22 protein-coding genes are annotated in these 16,975 nt (G+C 69.1%); 12 read left to right on the forward strand and 10 right to left on the reverse strand.

Annotated features, from left to right (window positions below):
• Nucleotides 1-8 precede the first annotated feature (8 nt).
• Together DL519_RS31790 and DL519_RS31795 are read left to right on the forward strand one after the other, a co-directional pair.
• Entirely contained in the window at nucleotides 9-1,283 is a 1,275-nt protein-coding gene (locus tag DL519_RS31790; protein ID WP_190820278.1) for a CaiB/BaiF CoA transferase family protein, read from the forward strand.
• Complete coding sequence (locus tag DL519_RS31795) at nucleotides 1,283-2,089, forward strand: enoyl-CoA hydratase/isomerase family protein (RefSeq protein ID WP_190820280.1); 807 nt, start codon at nucleotides 1,283-1,285, stop codon at nucleotides 2,087-2,089. The genes DL519_RS31790 and DL519_RS31795 overlap by 1 nt, the downstream gene beginning before the upstream one ends.
• 195 nt (nucleotides 2,090-2,284) lie before the next feature.
• On the opposite strand, the gene DL519_RS31800 is transcribed toward DL519_RS31795, so the two are convergent.
• Together DL519_RS31800 and DL519_RS31805 are read right to left on the reverse strand one after the other, a co-directional pair.
• Nucleotides 2,285-2,488 (reverse strand): DUF397 domain-containing protein, encoded by a 204-nt coding sequence (locus tag DL519_RS31800; protein WP_190820282.1) that lies wholly within the window; start codon nucleotides 2,486-2,488, stop codon nucleotides 2,285-2,287.
• A 21-nt stretch (nucleotides 2,489-2,509) separates the two neighbouring features.
• A complete protein-coding gene (locus DL519_RS31805; RefSeq protein ID WP_190820284.1) occupies nucleotides 2,510-3,373 on the reverse strand; it encodes a helix-turn-helix domain-containing protein in 864 nt (287 codons plus the stop codon).
• A gap of 187 nt (nucleotides 3,374-3,560) precedes the next feature.
• On the opposite strand from DL519_RS31805, the gene DL519_RS31810 reads away from it, so the two are divergent.
• From DL519_RS31810 to DL519_RS31830, 6 genes are all read left to right on the forward strand, one after another.
• The gene (locus tag DL519_RS31810; RefSeq protein WP_190820286.1) at nucleotides 3,561-3,803 is read left to right on the forward strand and encodes a zinc finger protein; all 243 of its coding nucleotides are present in this window, start codon (nucleotides 3,561-3,563) and stop codon (nucleotides 3,801-3,803) included.
• 17 nt (nucleotides 3,804-3,820) lie between these two features.
• On the forward strand, nucleotides 3,821-4,078 hold the full coding sequence (locus DL519_RS31815) for a hypothetical protein (protein WP_190820288.1): 258 nt from the start codon (nucleotides 3,821-3,823) through the stop codon (nucleotides 4,076-4,078).
• 259 nt (nucleotides 4,079-4,337) lie between these two features.
• Nucleotides 4,338-4,529, forward strand: coding sequence for a hypothetical protein (locus tag DL519_RS31820; protein ID WP_190820290.1), 192 nt, complete (start codon nucleotides 4,338-4,340; stop codon nucleotides 4,527-4,529).
• Entirely contained in the window at nucleotides 4,510-4,947 is a 438-nt protein-coding gene (locus tag DL519_RS31825; RefSeq protein ID WP_190820291.1) for a hypothetical protein, read from the forward strand. The genes DL519_RS31820 and DL519_RS31825 overlap by 20 nt, the downstream gene beginning before the upstream one ends.
• 29 nt (nucleotides 4,948-4,976) lie before the next feature.
• The gene (locus DL519_RS49085) at nucleotides 4,977-5,099 is read left to right on the forward strand and encodes a hypothetical protein (RefSeq protein ID WP_263399741.1); all 123 of its coding nucleotides are present in this window, start codon (nucleotides 4,977-4,979) and stop codon (nucleotides 5,097-5,099) included.
• A gap of 5 nt (nucleotides 5,100-5,104) precedes the next feature.
• Nucleotides 5,105-6,259, forward strand: a complete 1,155-nt coding sequence (locus DL519_RS31830; protein ID WP_223840398.1) for a methyltransferase domain-containing protein — start codon at nucleotides 5,105-5,107, stop codon at nucleotides 6,257-6,259.
• A gap of 30 nt (nucleotides 6,260-6,289) precedes the next feature.
• Here the strand turns inward: DL519_RS31830 and DL519_RS31835 are convergent, their stop codons facing one another.
• The 3 genes from DL519_RS31835 to DL519_RS47505 form a co-directional block, all read right to left on the reverse strand.
• Nucleotides 6,290-6,568 carry a hypothetical protein gene (locus DL519_RS31835; RefSeq protein WP_190820293.1) on the reverse strand — a complete coding sequence of 93 codons (279 nt, stop codon included), beginning with the start codon at nucleotides 6,566-6,568 and terminating at the stop codon, nucleotides 6,290-6,292.
• 95 nt (nucleotides 6,569-6,663) lie between these two features.
• Nucleotides 6,664-6,891 (reverse strand): hypothetical protein, encoded by a 228-nt coding sequence (locus DL519_RS47500; protein ID WP_223839803.1) that lies wholly within the window; start codon nucleotides 6,889-6,891, stop codon nucleotides 6,664-6,666.
• Nucleotides 6,884-7,141 (reverse strand): recombinase family protein, encoded by a 258-nt coding sequence (locus DL519_RS47505; RefSeq protein WP_223839805.1) that lies wholly within the window; start codon nucleotides 7,139-7,141, stop codon nucleotides 6,884-6,886. The genes DL519_RS47500 and DL519_RS47505 overlap by 8 nt, the downstream gene beginning before the upstream one ends.
• 254 nt (nucleotides 7,142-7,395) lie before the next feature.
• Between DL519_RS47505 and purF the strand changes: the two genes are divergently transcribed.
• Together purF and purM are read left to right on the forward strand one after the other, a co-directional pair.
• Complete coding sequence (purF, locus tag DL519_RS31845) at nucleotides 7,396-8,913, forward strand: amidophosphoribosyltransferase (RefSeq protein ID WP_190824344.1); 1,518 nt, start codon at nucleotides 7,396-7,398, stop codon at nucleotides 8,911-8,913.
• A 107-nt stretch (nucleotides 8,914-9,020) separates the two neighbouring features.
• Nucleotides 9,021-10,133: a phosphoribosylformylglycinamidine cyclo-ligase gene (gene purM / locus DL519_RS31850; RefSeq protein ID WP_190820295.1), complete on the forward strand. Its 1,113-nt coding sequence runs from the start codon at nucleotides 9,021-9,023 to the stop codon at nucleotides 10,131-10,133.
• 675 nt (nucleotides 10,134-10,808) lie between these two features.
• Here purM and DL519_RS31855 read toward each other — a convergent pair.
• Nucleotides 10,809-10,997 carry a DUF3073 domain-containing protein gene (locus tag DL519_RS31855; RefSeq protein ID WP_010312648.1) on the reverse strand — a complete coding sequence of 63 codons (189 nt, stop codon included), beginning with the start codon at nucleotides 10,995-10,997 and terminating at the stop codon, nucleotides 10,809-10,811.
• Between the two features lie 237 nt (nucleotides 10,998-11,234).
• Between DL519_RS31855 and DL519_RS31860 the strand changes: the two genes are divergently transcribed.
• Nucleotides 11,235-12,122, forward strand: coding sequence for a hypothetical protein (locus DL519_RS31860; RefSeq protein ID WP_223839807.1), 888 nt, complete (start codon nucleotides 11,235-11,237; stop codon nucleotides 12,120-12,122).
• Between the two features lie 92 nt (nucleotides 12,123-12,214).
• On the opposite strand, the gene DL519_RS31865 is transcribed toward DL519_RS31860, so the two are convergent.
• From DL519_RS31865 to DL519_RS31880, 4 genes are all read right to left on the reverse strand, one after another.
• Nucleotides 12,215-13,033, reverse strand: coding sequence for a methyltransferase domain-containing protein (locus tag DL519_RS31865; RefSeq protein ID WP_223839809.1), 819 nt, complete (start codon nucleotides 13,031-13,033; stop codon nucleotides 12,215-12,217).
• A 473-nt stretch (nucleotides 13,034-13,506) separates the two neighbouring features.
• Complete coding sequence (locus DL519_RS31870) at nucleotides 13,507-14,067, reverse strand: RsiG family protein (protein ID WP_190820297.1); 561 nt, start codon at nucleotides 14,065-14,067, stop codon at nucleotides 13,507-13,509.
• A 155-nt stretch (nucleotides 14,068-14,222) separates the two neighbouring features.
• Nucleotides 14,223-15,365, reverse strand: coding sequence for a CAF17-like 4Fe-4S cluster assembly/insertion protein YgfZ (gene ygfZ / locus DL519_RS31875; RefSeq protein ID WP_190820299.1), 1,143 nt, complete (start codon nucleotides 15,363-15,365; stop codon nucleotides 14,223-14,225).
• Entirely contained in the window at nucleotides 15,362-15,805 is a 444-nt protein-coding gene (locus DL519_RS31880) for a Fur family transcriptional regulator (RefSeq protein ID WP_190820301.1), read from the reverse strand. Before DL519_RS31880 ends, ygfZ begins: the two co-directional genes overlap by 4 nt.
• Before the next feature lie 123 nt (nucleotides 15,806-15,928).
• Here DL519_RS31880 and DL519_RS31885 point away from each other — a divergent pair, with 123 nt between their 5' ends.
• On the forward strand, nucleotides 15,929-16,777 hold the full coding sequence (locus tag DL519_RS31885; protein ID WP_190820302.1) for an aminodeoxychorismate lyase: 849 nt from the start codon (nucleotides 15,929-15,931) through the stop codon (nucleotides 16,775-16,777).
• The last annotated feature ends 198 nt before the right edge of the window (nucleotides 16,778-16,975 follow it).

Genomic DNA, 16,975 nt, shown 5'->3' on the forward strand with positions numbered 1-16,975 from the left:
GGACGAACATGACCATCAACGACGACACGATCGTGGGCATGCTGCCTGGCGGGCTGTCCCGGGGCGCGCTGCGCGGCATCGTGGTCCTGGACATCACCCGGGTCGTGGCGGGCCCGTTCTGCTCGATGCTGCTGGCCGACCTCGGCGCGACCGTGATCAAGATCGAGAACCCGAAGGAACCGGACTACACCCGGGACTTCCCGCCGAAGCTGACCTCCTCGTCCGGTGAGCCGGGCGGACCGGACGAGGAGTTCAGCGCGTTCTTCGCGCAGTACAACCGGAACAAGTTCGGCCTCACCATCGATCTATCCACTGAGGACGGTAAGGACCTGCTCAAGAAGCTGGTGCGGCGCGCCGACGTCCTGGTCGAGAACTTCCGGCCGGGCACGATGGACAAGCTCGGCGTCGGTTACGACGTGCTGCGTGGGGAGAACCCGCGCCTGGTGTACACGGCGATCTCCGGCTACGGCCAGACCGGACCGTACCGGCGCCGGCCCGCTTACGACAACAGTGCGCAGGCCACCGGCGGCCTGTGGTCGATGAACGGGTTCCAGGACCAGCCACCCGCCCGCGTCGGCACCATCATTGGCGACCTGTCCGCGACGCTGTACGCCGTCATCGGCACCCTGGCCGCACTGCGGCACGCCGAAAAGACGGGCGAGGGACAGCTGGTCGATGTGTCCCAACAGGACTCGGTGCTCAGCCTCACGGAGAACGCTGTCGTGTCCTACACCGTCGACGGCAAGATCCCCGGACCGCTGGGCAACGAACATCCCTTCGTCAAGCCCTACGAGCTCTACCCGTGCAAGGACGGGTTCGTGTTCTTCGGCGGCTATACCGACAAGTTCTGGCGCCTGTCTTGCCACCTGTTCGGACAGCCCGAGCTCGCTGACGACCCCGAAATCGACACCATGGCGAAGCGATTCGTACCCGAGGTCTACGAACGACGGGTCCGGACGCTGCTGCAGAAGTGGTTCGAGGACAAGACGAAGACCGAGTTGGAGGAGATCGTCGGTGACGCCGTGCCGTTGAGCGCGATCAAGAACATCGGTGAGGTCGTCGAGGACCCGCAGATCGCCGCGCGCGACATGATCGTCGACGTCGAGTACCCCGAGTTCGGGCAGCTGCGCATGTTCGGCTCGCCCATCAAGCTCACCGGCACGCCCACTGAGCCACGTGGGCTCGCGCCGAAGGTCGGTGAGCACGCCGGCACGGTCTTGCGGGCACTCGCCGATCTCGACGACGAGCGCATCGCCGAGCTGCGCGAGAAGGGGGTGATCTGATGAGCGGCATCGCCCTCGACCGCGATGGCGCGGTCGCGATCATCCGGTTCAACCGTCCGGACAAGCTCAACGCGCTCACACTCGCGATGTACGAAGAACTCGGTGCGGCCTTCGCCGAGGTCCGCGACGACGACTCACTCGCCGTCGCGATCCTCACCGGCAGCGGGGACCGCGCCTTCTGCGTCGGCGCCGACCTCACCGAGTCCATCCCCGCCCTGTCCGAAGGCTGTTTCGACATCTCGGCATGGGATGCCGCCCACCAGAAGCACACCACGCTGTTCAAGCCGGTGATCGCCGCCATCAACGGCCTGTGCCTCGGCGGCGGGTTCGAGATCATGCTGTCCACCGACATCCGCATTAGTGCTGACACCGCCGAGTTCGGGCTGCCCGAAAGCGGCGTCGGTGTCGTGCCCGCCGGCGGCACGCTCACCAGGCTGACGCGGCAGATCCCGTACGTCTGGGCGATGGAGCTGATGCTCCACGGTGACCGGATCCCGGCTACCCAAGCTCTGCGGTACGGCCTGCTCAACGACGTCGTCCCCGCGCCGGAGCTGCTCGAGGCCGCGCTCGACCGCGCTCACCGGCTGGTGGGCAAGAGCGGTACCGCGCTCGCGACGATCAAGGAGGCCGTCCTTCGCCTCGGCGACCTCCCGCAGGACCAGGCCTTCCACAGCGAAGCCCTCTACGGCCAGAAGGCCTTCACCTCACCCGACGCCCGCGAAGGCCTCAGCGCCTTCGCCGAACGCCGTCCGCCGGACTTCCCGTCCCGCCACGGCACGAAGCCCCACTCCTACCGAGATGATTGATTCCGTGAAGTGGGTGTTAGTGATCGAATCATGAAGGCCGTCCTCGGCCGCTACCCCTGCCTTTTACCGGCGTTGACCGGGCGAAGGACATGACCTGCGCCCACGAGGTCTTCGCCGAGCGGCTCCCCTGCCGGGGCGTGACCAGGTGGTCGTGAGTGTGAAACCGGGCTCCAGAGGTTTCACACTCACGACCTCTCAGTCTTGCTTCAGGCTCGTGGTGAACGATGTCCACTGCTCGGTGGTGAACAGGAGCGTGCCGCCGTCGCGGTCCTTGGTGTCTCGCACGCCGACCGCTCGCGTCATCACCGCGACCTCCACACAGTGGGCGTTGTTCGCGCTACGGCTCGACTTCCGCCAGTTAGCGGTTCGATTCAGTCCGGCCGCTTGGGTGCTGCTCATGGGCGCAACTGTAGTCCGGGTTTACAGCTTGCTGGAAGCCTTTCTGATCAGCTCAAACGACTCTTCGCGGCTGATTGAGACCGACGTCGCGCCAGCAAGCGCGATGGAGTATTCGCGGATCGTTACGGCGTCGGAGGTGAGCACCGTGGAAGTGATCGATTCTTGCCAGAGCACGCTCGGTAGTTCCTCGCCGGGAAACCCCAGCAGTAGGAAGTCCGAGCCACCCAAGGCATCGTGCGCGCCAGCTTCGAACGGGACGATTCGCACCTCGATCGTCTCGGGGCGTTCGTCGATGAGTGTCGCCAGGTGCTCAAGTTGTCCTTTAAGGACGCACTTCCCACCGATCTGCTGCCTGATCACTGCTTCGCTCATGATCGAGCAGAACTGCACCGGATCGTCATCGGTCAGACGGCGCTGCCGGAACAGGCGGCAGCGCAGCCGCCTGTCCGTCTCCGCAAGGCGAAGGTTGGGGCTGCCGGACTCGATGATTGCCCGCGCGTATTCGTCTGTCTGGAGCATTCCCGCAACGATGTTGCACGCGTAGGAATGGATGCGCTCCGCGCCGTGTTCCAGCCCGAAGAAGCGGATCAAGTCCGGGTTGGTGAACAGCGTCGAGTACTTGGTCCACCAGCCTCGTTCGGTTGCTTGCTCACGGAACCTGCGCAGTTCGTCGGCTTCGCCGTCCTCGAACCCGTACACGTTGATCAGTGCATCGAGCCGGTCCGTGGACAGGTTCTTCTTGCCGTGCTCCACTTCGGACAGATACGCACCGGCGATACCGATCTTCTTCGCGGCCTCGCCGCCGGTGAGGCCGGCATCCTCCCGCTTTTCGCGTAGCCGCAGGCCAAGTGCCCAGTTTGCGACGGTCGATGAGCTTGGCGCCACGTCTGGCCTTCCGTGTGTCGATCACTCTTCAGCATGATTGAGCTAGATAAATATCCCAGGAGCCTCTAGCGTTGCTGCTGTCGGTGACGTTAGCAGCACGGTGCGTCACCGCGTGGCGGTGGCCCCGGCACCTCCCCTTTCCCCGACCCGGGGCCACCGCCTTCCCCTTCGGCAGCAAGGAGAAGCGATGCATGACATGTTTCAGTCAGCGGGGTTGGTGGCGTACTGGCGGCCGGTCGACGGTGTTCGGCATGGGTTGTCGCCGGTCGAACTCCCGTATCCCGGGCAGGAGCGGGAAACCCTGTGCGGCACGACGGTGATCGTCGTCAAGACGACCGCGATCGACTGGCTCTCCCCGACCTGCGCTGCTTGTTGGGACGAGGCCCGGGATCGCCGCGATGCGGCGGCACGAGAGGCAGGCGCGCAGTGATAACAAGCGTCCTTGCCGTGGTGGATGAGCCGGGCAGTCTGCTGGTTTTTCTGGGCGTTGTCGCGGCGGTGCTCGTGGTGGCCGCACTGCTGCCGTTGCGCGGCGGGAATGGGCAGCATGCTGATGCTGGTCCCGGGGCGGTGATGGTGTGGCAACTCGTCGATGCGATATCGGTCGCAACCCCGCATCCCGAGCCGCCTGCCCGCCAACCGCCGGAACCAATCGAGTGGCCGACCGAGGAATACGTCGGCCGCCATCGCCTAGCTTCGAGCTAGGCGCGCCAGACATTCGCGGGTGTGCCGGAGCAAGACCATCAAGAACAGGACTCCGGCAGCCTCACGGGCTGCCCGCAGGTTCACGCCGAGGTCAGACACCGATCACCACCTGTAGACGCCAGTAGACGCCAAACCCATCACATAACCCCGCTGTGATGACGAGGCTACAGGGCGGGGCTGCCCCGGCCGGTGATCGACTTTCCCCCGAAGTCTCCCCGGCCGACCGGGGCAGCCCGACCACGACGGGAAGGGGTGCCGGATGTCGTTCATGGCAGCGCTGGCGCTCATGGCGTGCTGTGTCGTCGGCTCGGCGGTGGTGAGCGGACTGGCGTTCGCGGTGAACGAGTGGGCGGAGCGGCGGCGGAGGCGTCGGCAGATCGCCGAGCAGGCGGAGGAGATCGACGCCGAGGATTGGCAGGAGGCAGCGCAGCGTGAGTTGTTCCGAGGTTGAGGAGTTGCTGGCCGAACTTCGCCGTCGGGGGTGGATGTTGTACGTGTTCGGGCCGAAGGACGCGCCGGAGGTGGTGGGGCACGTGTTCCAGTGGGATACCTGCGCGGATGTGGTGATCCTGCGCGGCGAGGAGGACGCGACGGCGTACCGGGTGCCGACCTTCCCGAGTACGGACGTGTTCGCCCCGGAGTTGGTCTCGTGGCACTACCACGCCTCGGCGGCCTGGACGTTGCGGGCGGTGCTCACGATCGACCCTCCGGGGCATCCGGACGCCCCGATAGCGGTACTGCGGCCGGTTCCCGGCTGCGGGGTGCCGATGGAGATACGGCGGCCGGTCAGTATCCGGCCGACTGCGCTGGCCGGGGCCGTTGGTCCGGGCGAACGAGCACGGTTCCGCGCGACCGGCGCGGGTTCCTAGCGTGAATGAGATCGAAGGAGGTCACGGCAGTGGGCAAGGACAAGAACGACGACACGACCGACGGCGGCAAGCACGACGTGGGGCGGGACGGCCAGACCGGCAAGACATCGGACGACATCGACCCGAAGGACTACGAACTGGGCAGCAATTGACCGACGTGGCCGCTCCGGACGGAGTGCGCGGCCTGGTGGCCGAGTTGGACTCGGCGGGCGATCTGCCCGCCGAGTTCCACCCGGCTTTCCTTGCTGCCGCACGGGAATGGTTCATTCCGGGGCGGTTCTGGTATCAGCCCGGCGACGGGGCCGAGGACACGGCGGTGGACCGGGCCACCGACCCGGACCGGTGGCTGTCTGCGGTGTATGCGGACCGGCCGCTGGTGACCCAGTTCGATGACGGGGCGACCGCGTGGCCCGAAATCGGCCACCGTCCGACCAGTTCGGCGTCCATGCCCTCGGTGGTGGCGGGGATGCTGCGGGCGCTGGAGCCCCAACCCGGGGACGCGGCGCTGGAGATCGGCACCGGAACCGGGTGGAACGCGGCTCTGCTGGCCGAGATCGTCGGCGGGTCCGGCCACGTGACCACGGTGGAGATTGACCCGGAGGTGGCCAGTCAAGCGCGGGCGAACCTGCGCACGGCCGGGTATGAGCGGGTGGAGACGATCGAAGGCGACGCGGCGGCCGGACTTGCGGGTGATCGCCAGTTCGATCGGATCATCGCGACCGCTGGTGTCCATCTTGGACAGTTGCCGTACTCGTGGGTTGAGCGCACTGTCCCGGGCGGGGTGATTGTCGCCCCGATGCGGGCGGACATGGCGACCGGGCCACTGGTGCGGTTCGTCGTCGTCGAGGACGGCACGGCGCGCGGACACGCGGTGGAACGGCTGAAAGTGTCCTTTATGGACATGCGATCGCATCGCGTGAGTTCAGTCGATTTCGGGACTATGCGGTGGGATGACGACTCGGCGGACCGGTCGTGGACCGACTTGGCCCCGTGGGTGCCGCTGCTGGCCGATGATCATCGGTGGCCGATCGCGGTAGCGCTGCCGGGCTGCCGCTACGACGTGTGGAAGGCCAGCGAGGACCGGCCAGGGGTGGCGTGGCTGGTCGATCCGTTGTCGGGGTCGTGGGCCAGCGTGGTCCCCGAGGGGGAGCGGTTCCGGGTCCGCCAAGTCGGGCCGCGCCGGTTGTGGGATGCCGCCGAGGCGGCCTACCGGTGGTGGGTCGAACGCGGCGAGCCGCCGTTGTCGGCGTGGGAGTGGACCATCACCCCGGACCGGCAGAGCGTCACCCTGCCGCCCGATTCCGGCCGCTGAGAACGGCTGTGCACGCCCCGGTGGTGCCGCTCAGGCGGCACCACCGGGGCGTGTCGCGTTGTTGGCGGTGCCGTGCTGCCAGCACAGGGCCGCGTGAAGCCGCTGTATGACGTGTTCGTCGTCGGCCTCGGTCGGGTCGTCGCCTACGGGTAGCCACTCCTCGGCGACCGGGCGGCCGTTCACGGTGCGGGTGATCAGCATCCCGGGGTAGGCGAGCAGTTCGCCGCCGAGGTCCACGGTGCGGGTACTCAGGGTGAGGTCCACCGCGCGGAGACCAGGCACGCGGCGGAAGTGAAGCCCTTCGGACACGGGCTCACCTGGTCTTTCGTGCGTACTGCGGGGGTAGGTCTCCTGTAGGTCGCAGAGATCAGCGGCGGTGTTACCGGCGGCCTGTTCAAACGAATTCAACACACCTGGTCGGCGTCCGGATCGTCCAGGAGGTCTCGCAGCCGGGCGTCCAGGCGGGCGGTTTCGGCGGCCCACCATTCGGCCTCGCGCTCGGCGTGGCCCGGCGGGGCGGCGGCCAGCGGGCCGAGCCCGCTGGCCGCCTGCCGCCAGCGGGTGTGTTCGGCCTCGGCGTGCTCGGCGGCGGTCGTGGTGCGCCTGATCTCGTACTCGGTCCCCTCACGCACTGCGTCGGCACCTCCCGGTCCTGGCAGACCGTGATGTACTCCTCCAGTTCGGTCGGCGACCGGTGCAATCGGTCCGTGTGCCAGGCCGCACCGCATCCCCCCGGCCCGCCCGCAGGAACGCCAGCATCCGCAAGTAGTCCTTGCGTGGCTTGCCGGAGTACGCGGACATGTCGTTGTCCACGAACACCGCGACCACCAGCCACCCCAACCGCTCGGCCAGCGCCCGGCAATCCTTCTCCTGCCGCTCCACCCCGAGCCCCGCGCCAATTTTTGGCAGCAAAGGCGGGGCGGAGCCGCATGCCGCACACCTCCGCTGACGCGGGCCTGGAGAGCTGCTGTGACCAGGCTCAATTGACCGGAAGAAAAATCTCGGACACGGGAGCCTTACACTGAGGTGTAACTCCGGCTTCGTCCTTCAGGGAGTTCTCGGTGGTCACCGACCGGCCCCAACCGGCTAACGCAAGTACCCCTACAGACCTCTCCGGCCCTGCTCTCGAACGCGACATCCCCCGCGAGGAATGCGGCGTCTTCGGTGTTTGGGCTCCCGGCGAGGAAGTCGCGAAACTGAGCTTCTACGGCATCTTCGCCCTCCAGCACCGCGGCCAGGAAGCCGCCGGCATCGCTGTCGGCGACGGCTCGCAGGTGCTCGTCTACAAGGATTTAGGCCTGGTCAGCCAGGTGTTCAACGAGCAGACCCTGGCGTCGCTGCGCGGCCACGTCGCCGTCGGGCACGCCCGGTACTCGACCACTGGCGGCGGCAGTTGGGAGAACGCCCAGCCGACGTTCCGCACCACGGCCACCGGCAGCGTGGTGGCCCTGGGCCACAACGGCAACCTGGTCAACACGGCGGAACTGCTGGACCGCCTCGCCGAGGAGGGCGCCGACACCACGGCCAACGCGTCTTCGCCTGCCAACGGCTGCGCGCGCGCCACCAGCGACTCCGACCTGGTGACCGGCCTGCTGGCGGCGCACGCCGCCGACAAGGGCCTCGAACAGGCCGCGATGGAACTGTTCCCCACGGTGCGCGGCGCTTTCTCGATGGTCTTCTGCGACGAGCAGACCCTCTACGCGGTGCGCGACCCGCACGGCGTGCGCCCGCTGGTGCTCGGTCGGCTGGAACGCGGCTGGGTGGTGGCCAGCGAGACGGCCGCGCTGGACATCGTCGGCGCGTCGTTCGTCCGCGAGGTCGAGCCCGGCGAGCTGCTGGCCATCGACGGCGACGGACTGCGCTCCCAGCACTTCGCCAGCCCGAAGCCGAAGGGCTGCATCTTCGAGTACGTCTACCTGGCCCGCCCGGACACGACGATCTCGGGCCGCTCGGTGCACGGCACCCGCGTGGAGATCGGCCGTCGGCTCGCCAAGGAACACCCGGTGGACGCCGACCTGGTGATCCCCGTTCCGGAATCGGGCACGCCCGCCGCGATCGGCTACGCCCAGGCCTCCGGCATCCCGTACGGCAACGGCCTGGTCAAGAACTCCTACGTCGGCCGGACCTTCATCCAGCCGTCGCAGACGATCCGCCAGCTCGGCATCCGGCTGAAGCTGAACCCGCTGCGCGAGGTGATCCGCGGCAAGCGCCTGGTCGTGGTGGACGACTCGATCGTCCGCGGCAACACCCAGCGTGCCCTGGTCCGGATGCTGCGCGAGGCCGGCGCGATCGAGGTGCACGTCCGGATCGCCTCGCCGCCGGTGAAGTGGCCGTGCTTCTATGGCATCGACTTCGCCTCCCGCGCCGAGCTGGTCGCCAACGGCCTGGACATGGACGGGGTGCGCCGCTCGATCGGCGCGGACAGCCTCGGCCACGTGTCGCTGGACAGCCTGGTCGCCGCGACCGAGCAGCCCCGCACCAGGCTGTGCGCGGCCTGCTTCGACGGCGACTACCCGATCCCGCTGCCGGCGGACGCCCGCATCGGCAAGTACCTGCTGGAGGGCCTCAACCAGGCAGAACGCGGTGTCGCGGGACCGGCCGAACCGGTGCTGCCGAGCAGCTACGGCGCGGCCGACGCGCTGCAGCGGCCCTGACGACCGCACCGTTGTTGCCCGAGGTTCGCCGTCGGCGCGTAGCGTTGAACGTGCTACACATGCGCGTCCGGCGAATCGCAAACTCGCACCAAGATGTGGAGCCAGTCGTGTCCGAAGACCTGCTCGCAGGGTCTGCCCAGACCGAGAGTCCGAAAGCCACTTACGCCGCAGCGGGCGTGAGCATCGAGGCCGGTGACGAGGCGGTCGAGAAGATGCGCCCGTGGGCGCAGCGAGCGACCCGGCCCGAGGTGATCGGCTCCCTGGGCGGGTTCGCCGGGCTGTTTCAGCTCAAGCTCGACCGCTGGAAGGCGCCGGTGCTGGCGTCCTCGACGGACGGGGTCGGCACCAAGCTCGCCGTCGCGCAGGCGCTGGACGTGCACGACACCGTCGGCATCGACCTGGTCGCGATGGTGGTCGACGACCTGGTGGTCTGCGGCGCCGAGCCGCTGTTCCTGCAGGACTACGTCGCGGTCGGCAAGGTCGTGCCGGACCGGATCGCCGACCTGGTCAAGGGCATCTCGGAGGGCTGCGTGCAGGCCGGCTGCGCGCTGCTGGGCGGGGAGACCGCCGAGCATCCCGGCATGATGGCGCCCGGCGAGTACGACATCTCGGCCACCGGCGTCGGGGTCGTCGAGGCGGACGCGATGCTCGGCCCGGACAAGGTCCGCCCGGGCGACGTGGTGATCGCGATGGGCTCCTCCGGCCTGCACTCCAACGGTTACTCGCTGGCCCGGCACGTGCTGCTGGAAATCGCCCGGATGCCGCTGGAGGGCCACGTCGAGGAGTTCGGCCGCACCCTCGGTGAGGAGCTGCTGGAGCCGACCCGCGTCTACGCCAAGGACTGCCTGGCGCTGGCCGCCGAGGCGGGCGTGCGGACGTTCGCGCACGTCACCGGCGGTGGCCTGGCGCAGAACCTGGCGCGGGTGATCCCGCCGGGGCTGACGGCGGTGCTGGACCGGGGCAGCTGGGCGCCGGCGCCGGTGTTCGGGCTGATCGCCCAGCGCGGCCGGGTCGAAACCGACGAGATGGAGCGCACCTTCAACATGGGCATCGGCATGGTCGCCGTGGTGACCGCCGAAGACGTGGACCGCGCCCTCGCGGTGCTCACGGCCCGCCACGTGCCGGCCTGGGTGCTCGGCGAGATCGCCAAGCAGCCGTCCGTCGAAGGCACCGGCGAGGAAGACCGCGTGGTCCTCCGCGGCAATCACCCGCGCTTCTGATCTCTGCGTTGCAGACTCGTCTTGCGCGGCGTAGCTGAAACCCTCAGGCGCCGTCTCGCTGCGGGATCCCCGACGTCATGAATGCCAATTCACACGTCGGGGACTGGCCTCGCCGGGAAGCCGTCGGGCGGGCACAGCCTGAGAACCCGCGGCGGTGCCGGTTGCGGGGTGGGCCGAGCGGCTGCCCCGCGGTCGAAGGCGAAGATCGAACCGCGCACGTGAAATCTGTGATCGCGACCGGGAATCCTGACGGGTTCCCGGTCGTTGGACCAATAGCTGGCGTGCGCGCGTGCCCCCGGGCTCCAACTACCGCCTGCTGGGAATACCGTCCGGCTGGAGCCCTGCAGTGCCACCCGCCGAGAGGCGGCCCGCGCGCGCCAGCGTTTTTCAACCCCGATCTTCAACCCCGCGGGGCCGCAGCTACCCGTCGGCTATCGGCGAGTCCGGCGCGATCGCGCCGGACTCTTCTTCGGGCAGCGCCGTTTTCGGAGGCAGCAGACAGACGCGAGTGGCGTCGCCGGTCCACCGGCAACGCCACTCACGGTGCTCCTCCTATGTGGGACTTGCGAACTCGTCAACCCCACCCGCTCATGCACATCGGGTCAGACAAACGACTCCGACGCACCTCACCATCGAGCGAACAGCGTTCATCCGCCGTCCTCGTGGAGATGTGCTTCAACGTCGGTCGTAGTCGTAGTCGTCGTACCCGTCGTCGCGCGAGTCATCGCGGTCCTCACTGGACCACTCGCCGGACTCCGAGACGGACAGCTCGCGCTGCAACGCCTCGATGTCCATGGCGGGGGAACTGTATTTAAGCTCGCGGGCCACCTTCGTCTGCTTGGCCTTAGCCCGGCCGCGCCCCATGGCTCGACCCCCTCGCACAGGGTTGCGGGGCGGACAGGGGAATGTCGGCCCCGCATGATCTCGACAACTTTTCCTGTAACTACCGTACCGTGTCGAGGCGGTTGGACGCGACGTGGTGCCATGACTGAGTGGCCGTGTCTTGGGTGACGTCGAACTCTCCCCCGCCGAAGGCCCGTCTGGCAGCGGTTTTCGGTGCTCGGCGAGGCAGCCGCAGGTGCCCGCTGGCCGCATGACACCATGCTGGCTGTGCCAGAGCCGTTCGTCGCCTACCTGAGGGTGTACGAGCCCTTGTCGTCGTTCGACCCGCCGCTGCGCGAGGAACTGGCGGCGGCCGTCGAGCGCGGGCCGGTCGACCCGTTCGACGCCGGATTGCGAGAGCAGGACGTCTGGTTGCGCAGCCAGCTCGCCGCGCCGCCCCGGCTGCTGCCCGGCGAGACCGCCGACGGCGCCGTCACGGGCGTTGGTGACGTGCTGGTGCTCGACCCGGCGGACGTGCCCAGCGCTCCGGCGGCCACGGTCGGGCCGGGCCCACTGGTGTGCCCGCTGGACCTGCGCGGGCGGGCCGCCGCTGCGCTTGTCGGCTTCCTGGGGGACGCGGAGATCCCGCTGCGGACCGCGGCCCTGCAGGTGCCGGTGGAGAAGGCCAAGGTGCGGGCGAGCGCGGTGGTCAGCGAGCTCGCGGGCGGCGCGGTGCACGTTCTGTCGTCCACCTGGACCGTCCCGCTGCCCTGGTTCGTACTGGTCGACCCGGAAGAGCGATGCGTGTTCACCGAGCCGGGCCGGCGCCGGGTGTGCTGGCGGATGGCGATGGCCGACGCGCGGCGCCGGGTTGCCCGGGCGCACGCGATCGGCCGCAAGTCCATCGGTGAGGAAGGGCCGACGCGGATCCTGCGGGAGACCGGCCGCTGGCTGGAGCGCTTCCACCCGCATTCGGCGGTGGAGCTGGACTACGGCGGCCTGGTGCAGCTGATGACGTCCAGCGACCTGGACGCGGACACCTCGGCCGAGGACGTGCACGCGATCGTCGATGCCATGGAAGCCGACGATGCGGAAGAGGTCGCGACCCGCTACGAGACCCTGCGCGACTTCTGGTCGGAATTCGCCGCCCGAGAACGCCACAACTGAACGGAAGCTTTCCAGCCTCGTCCTGCGGGAAGAGGAAGCCGGGTTGGCCTGCGTTGGCTCCGGACCTGGGCGGATGCCGGTCTTGCCCGGCTTCAGGGGCGGCAGGCGATCTCGCCGTTCAGGACGGCGAACCAGCCGTCTTCGGCTTCGATCCAGCGGTGCCAGGCCGTCGCGAGTTCTTCCAGCTCTTCGCGGGTCGTCAGGCCGTGGGCCTGGGCTTGCTCGGCGAAGGACGACCGGCGGATGCGGTCCGCCCACAGGTTGCCCCACCAGGTGCGCTCCTCGGGCGTCGCGAAGCACCACGCCGAAGCCGTGCAGGTGATGTCGCTGAACCCCGCCGCCAACGCCCAGGTCTTCAGGTACCGGCCGCCGTCGGGGAAGGCCCGGTTGTGCTGCGCCACCTGCCGGTACAGCTCCAGCCAGCGGTCCAGGCCGGGGTTGTCCGGTGACCAGCGAATGCCGCCGTAGTCCGCGTCGCGGGCCGCGACGATGCCGCCCGGCTTGCACACCCGCCGCATCTCGCGCAGCGCGGCGACCGGGTCGGTCAGATGTTGCAGCACCTGGTGGGCGTGCACGACGTCGAAGGAGTCGTCGTCGTACGGCAGGCGGTAGACGTCGGCGTTGGCGAAGGTGATGTTGTCCAGGCCGCGTTCGGCCGCCCCGGCGCGGGCGATCTCCAGCGGCTCGTCGACGTTGTCCACGCCCAGCACCTGGCCGGGGCCGACCAGGGCGGCGAAATCCAGCGTGATGGTGCCCGGTCCGCAGCCGATGTCGAGCACGCTGGTGCCCGGCCGCAGGTGCGGGATCAGGAACGCGGTGGAGTTCTCGGCGGTCCGCCAGCGGTGCGATCGCAGCACGCTTTCGTGGTGTCCGTGGGTGTAGGTGCCCGGCTGCGCAATCATATCGTCCATCTCAAAATATGGGAGATCAGTACCAATATTTGAGCATACGCCGAAGATTTCGCTGTTGGGAAACATTTGATGCGATGGAGAAATCGCGGGTGCCCGTCTTCGCGCCGCTGCGCGTGCGAGGCAAGGTGCTGGGTCCGCGGTATTGAAACCGCGGACCCGGCACCCGGCGTTCGAGCAGGGGGAGGCGGTCGCGGGCGGCCGGATCGCGATGAAATTGTCCACTGAGGACGGAATCGGGCACCGCGGCGCCTCTGCGGTCGGCCCGCGCCGCGACAGGAAGCGCTACGCCCTCGCCGCTGTGCGGGGCCTGTGCGGGCGAGACCGGACGTTGGCGGTTCCCAGGGTTGGCCCGCAGCTTTCCGGTCGCCTGCGCGGGTTTCAGCGGCGATTGCGGGCGCGTTGGCGCGGCGACGTGCCGCGCCGAGCAGTCCCGAGTCCACTTCGGATGATTCGGGCGAGCGGGGCGGAACCGGTCACCGCCGGTCGCGTTCCTCCGCGAGGCGGTCGTCCACCGATGCGGCGCCCTCGCGGTAGCGGCGGGCGATCTCCGCGTTCAGCCGGTCCACCACGTCCTGGACCTCGCGGCGGCGCTGCGACACCGAGTCCTCTTCCCCGGTGTAGGCGGCGAGGGCCTGGTCGAGCTTGGCCTCCGACAGCGACATCACGTCCGACAGGTCGACGTCGGAGATCAGCGCCTCGACGTGCCTGCGGTGCGCCTCGGCCCGTGACGGCTCGGTCGTCTGGTACCGGCCGGAACCGGTCGCCGGACCGACGGCGTTGTCCGCCAGGATGTTCACCAGCTGCTCGACGACCGACGCGGACCCGCCCTCCTGCCGCCGCCGCTGCTCGGCTCGCACGATGTCGATCCGCGCGTGCAGCACGCGGCGCAGGTATGAGAGGTCCGTTTCCTCCTGCGCCGCCTCGTCGCGCAACTCCCGCACCTCGCCGAGCGTGCGGTCTTCGATGCCACTGGTGTAGTCCGGGGACAGGACCCTGTCGATGCGGCGCCGTCCACCCGGGCGGACTTCGATCACGTGGCCATCCTCCGGCACTCAGGTACAGCTCGCAAACAGTTCGGGTGATGTTGTTTTTAAACAACGGTGCGAAACCGCTCGTATTCCCGGCGTGGTGCGGCACGCGCGGCGAACGGGGCGGATGCGCACGCCTACCGGCATGCCCGCCTCGTCAACTACCGGCCGCGCAGGCCCTGGGCCGCGACCCGTCCCGGCGGCTCGCCGGTGTCTGGCGGCACCGAGTCCGGGTCCACCGCCGCGGCCACCGCGCGGTGCTGCTCCGGGTCGCCGGCGACCAGCTCGCCGTCCACCGGTGCCGACCGCTTGAGCAGCGCGAGCGCCACCGGCCCGAGCTCGTGGTGCTGCACCACGCTGCCCACCCGGCCGACCTTGCGCTCGCCGAGCCAAACCGGATCGCCGGTCTCCGGCAGGATCTCCGCCGAGCCGTCCAGGTGCAGCAGCACCATGCGCCGCGGCGGCTTGCCCACGTTGTGCACCTTGGCGACGGTTTCCTGGCCGCGGTAGCAGCCCTTGGCCACGTGCGCCGCCACGTGCACCCAGCCGAGCTCGTGCGGGATCGCGCGCTCGTCGGTCTCCAACCCGACTCGGGGCCGCAGCGCCTCCACCCGCAGTGCCTCGAACGCGAGGGTGCCGGAGGGGCGGATGCCCGCGTCGGTCAGCTTCGTCCACCACTCCACCAGCGACGCCCGCGGCACCACGAGGTCGATGGTGGGCAGCGCGCGGAACGGTACGAACCGGCTGAATCCACCGCCGGGCAGGGCCTTCACCTCGTACGGCTTCGACGGCACCGGCGCGAACCGGGCGAGGATGCCGCCCGCGTCCGGGCCGACCGCAGTCAGCACCGCGAACTCCGAGGTGGCGTCCCGAGTCTCCACTTTGGACCAGAACCGCATGGCGTCGAGGTACTCCAGCAGCGACTGCCTGCCGTCCACGCCCATCGTCGGCAGCGCGCTGGTGGCTTGCGCGCCCGCGTCGGTGTCCAGGTAGACGACGCCCTCGTGGTGCGCGAGCAGCATGTGGCAGTCGACGCGGCCCTGGCTGTCCAGCACGAGCGCCTCGGTGCCCTGCCCGTCCGGCAGCTCCGTCATGTGCTGCGAGAGCACCAGGTGCAACCAGCTCAGCCGCTCCTCCCCGGTCACCGCGATGACCTCCCGGTGCGAGCGGTCCACCAGCACCGCCGAGCGGGTCGCCGACCGCTGCTCGGCGAACGGGTCGCCGAAGTGCCAGGGCACGCCGGCATCCACTGCATCCTCCGGTGCGGGTACCGCACCCGGCAGGTCCAACAGGGGTGAACTCATCGGCGCTCCTCGACGGCGTCGGCGTTGCGGCAGCAGTTCCGGCACAGGCCGGACAGGGCCAGGTGGGTGGCGTCCAGGGCGAACCCGAACCGAGCGAGCAGCTCGCGGGACAGGTCGTCCAGCAGTTCGGTCGAGACCTCGTCGATCGTGCCGCAGTGGTGGCACGCCAGGTGGACGTGCTCGTGCTCCTCGACCGAGTAGGTCGGCGCGCCGTGCCCCAGGTGCGTGTGCCGCACCAGGCCCAGCTCTTCGAGCAGGTCGAGGGCGCGGTAGACCGTCGTGATGTTGACCGTCGAGGCGGTGCCCTGCACCTTGCGGCAGACCTGCTCGGGTGTCGCATGCTCCAGCTCGCGCACCGCGTCCAGCACGAGTTGGCGCTGCGGTGTCATCCGCATGCCCCGTTGGTGCAAGGTGCTGCGCAGCGATCCCTGGTCGGTCAATGCCCGCTCCTGTGCTCGGCGCGCTTGAAGGTCGGTACTCCGATCGTAACTCCGTGCGAGAACGCGCCGGTCATGCGCGCGGCCCACCAGCGGTTGCGGGGGTCGAGGTTCTAGGCTTCCGGCATGCGCGTACTGGCACTCTTGGACGGGACGATCGTTGATCAGCGGGCTCCGCTGTTCCGCGCCGACGACCTCGGTGTGATGCGGGGAGATGGCATCTTCGAGACGATTCTGGTCGCCGACCGGAAGCCGCGGGAACTCGGGCCGCACCTCGATCGGCTGGAGCAATCCGCCGGCCTGATGCAGATGCGGTTGCCCGAGCGCGACGCATGGGAGCGGGCCGCACAGGCGGTCATCGACAACTGGCCGTGGGACACCGCCCCGCAGATGGCGCTGAAGCTCGTCTGCACCCGCGGCGTCGACGGCGGCGATGGCACGCCGAACGGCTTCGCGATGGGCATGCAGATCGGCGCCGACACCCTGCGCAAGCGCGCCGAGGGCGTTTCGGTCGTGACGCTGGAGCGCGGCTACGCCCCGGACCTGATGGAGCGGGCGCCCTGGCTGCTGCTGTCCGCGAAGACCCTGTCGTACGCGGTGAACATGGCCGCGATGCGGGAGGCCGAGGCGCGCGGTGCCGACGAGGTGATCTTCACCGCCACCGACGGTTCGGTGCTGGAGGGGCCGACCTCGACGGTCGTGATCGCGCAGGGGCGCACGCTGCTGACCACGCCGCCCAGCTCGGGCATCCTCAAGGGCACCACCCAGGGGGCGCTGTTCCGGGCCGCGGAGAAGGCGGGCTGGAAGACCGAGGTCGCGAAGTTCCCGACGTCGGCGCTGTTCGAGAGCGACGGCGTGTGGCTGGCTTCGAGCGTCCGGTTGGTCAGCCAGGTGCACACCATCGACGGCACCGAGATCAAGTCGGACGCCGACCTGCACGCCGAGATCAACCGCCTCTACGAGTCCAACTACTGATCACCCGTTACCGCCTCCGGCCGATCGGCGTGTCGGCCCACGACACGCCGGAGGCTGTGGACAACTTCCGCAATTTCCATTGAAATCGCGGATCTCGACCGGACCCCGGACCCCGGCCCTGGACCCTCGGATCTCGACCGGACCCCGGACCCCGGCCCTGGACCCTCGGATCTCGACCGGACCCCGGACCCCGGCCCT

The sequence above is a fragment of the Saccharopolyspora pogona genome (assembly GCF_014697215.1).
Classification (GTDB): domain Bacteria; phylum Actinomycetota; class Actinomycetes; order Mycobacteriales; family Pseudonocardiaceae; genus Saccharopolyspora; species Saccharopolyspora hattusasensis.

Excerpts from the sequence above, each read along its gene's own strand:
- DL519_RS31790 (WP_190820278.1), top strand. The coding sequence starts at position 9 with ATGACCATCAACGACGACACGATCGTGGGCATGCTGCCTGGCGGGCTG.
- DL519_RS31795 (WP_190820280.1), top strand. The coding sequence starts at position 1,283 with ATGAGCGGCATCGCCCTCGACCGCGATGGCGCGGTCGCGATCATCCGG.
- DL519_RS31800 (WP_190820282.1), bottom strand. The coding sequence starts at position 2,488 with ATGAGCAGCACCCAAGCGGCCGGACTGAATCGAACCGCTAACTGGCGG.
- DL519_RS31810 (WP_190820286.1), top strand. The coding sequence starts at position 3,561 with ATGCATGACATGTTTCAGTCAGCGGGGTTGGTGGCGTACTGGCGGCCG.
- DL519_RS31820 (WP_190820290.1), top strand. The coding sequence starts at position 4,338 with ATGTCGTTCATGGCAGCGCTGGCGCTCATGGCGTGCTGTGTCGTCGGC.
- DL519_RS31855 (WP_010312648.1), bottom strand. The coding sequence starts at position 10,997 with ATGGGGCGCGGCCGGGCTAAGGCCAAGCAGACGAAGGTGGCCCGCGAG.
- DL519_RS31860 (WP_223839807.1), top strand. The coding sequence starts at position 11,235 with ATGCTGGCTGTGCCAGAGCCGTTCGTCGCCTACCTGAGGGTGTACGAG.
- DL519_RS31865 (WP_223839809.1), bottom strand. The coding sequence starts at position 13,033 with ATGGACGATATGATTGCGCAGCCGGGCACCTACACCCACGGACACCAC.
- ygfZ (WP_190820299.1), bottom strand. The coding sequence starts at position 15,365 with ATGAGTTCACCCCTGTTGGACCTGCCGGGTGCGGTACCCGCACCGGAG.
- DL519_RS31885 (WP_190820302.1), top strand. The coding sequence starts at position 15,929 with ATGCGCGTACTGGCACTCTTGGACGGGACGATCGTTGATCAGCGGGCT.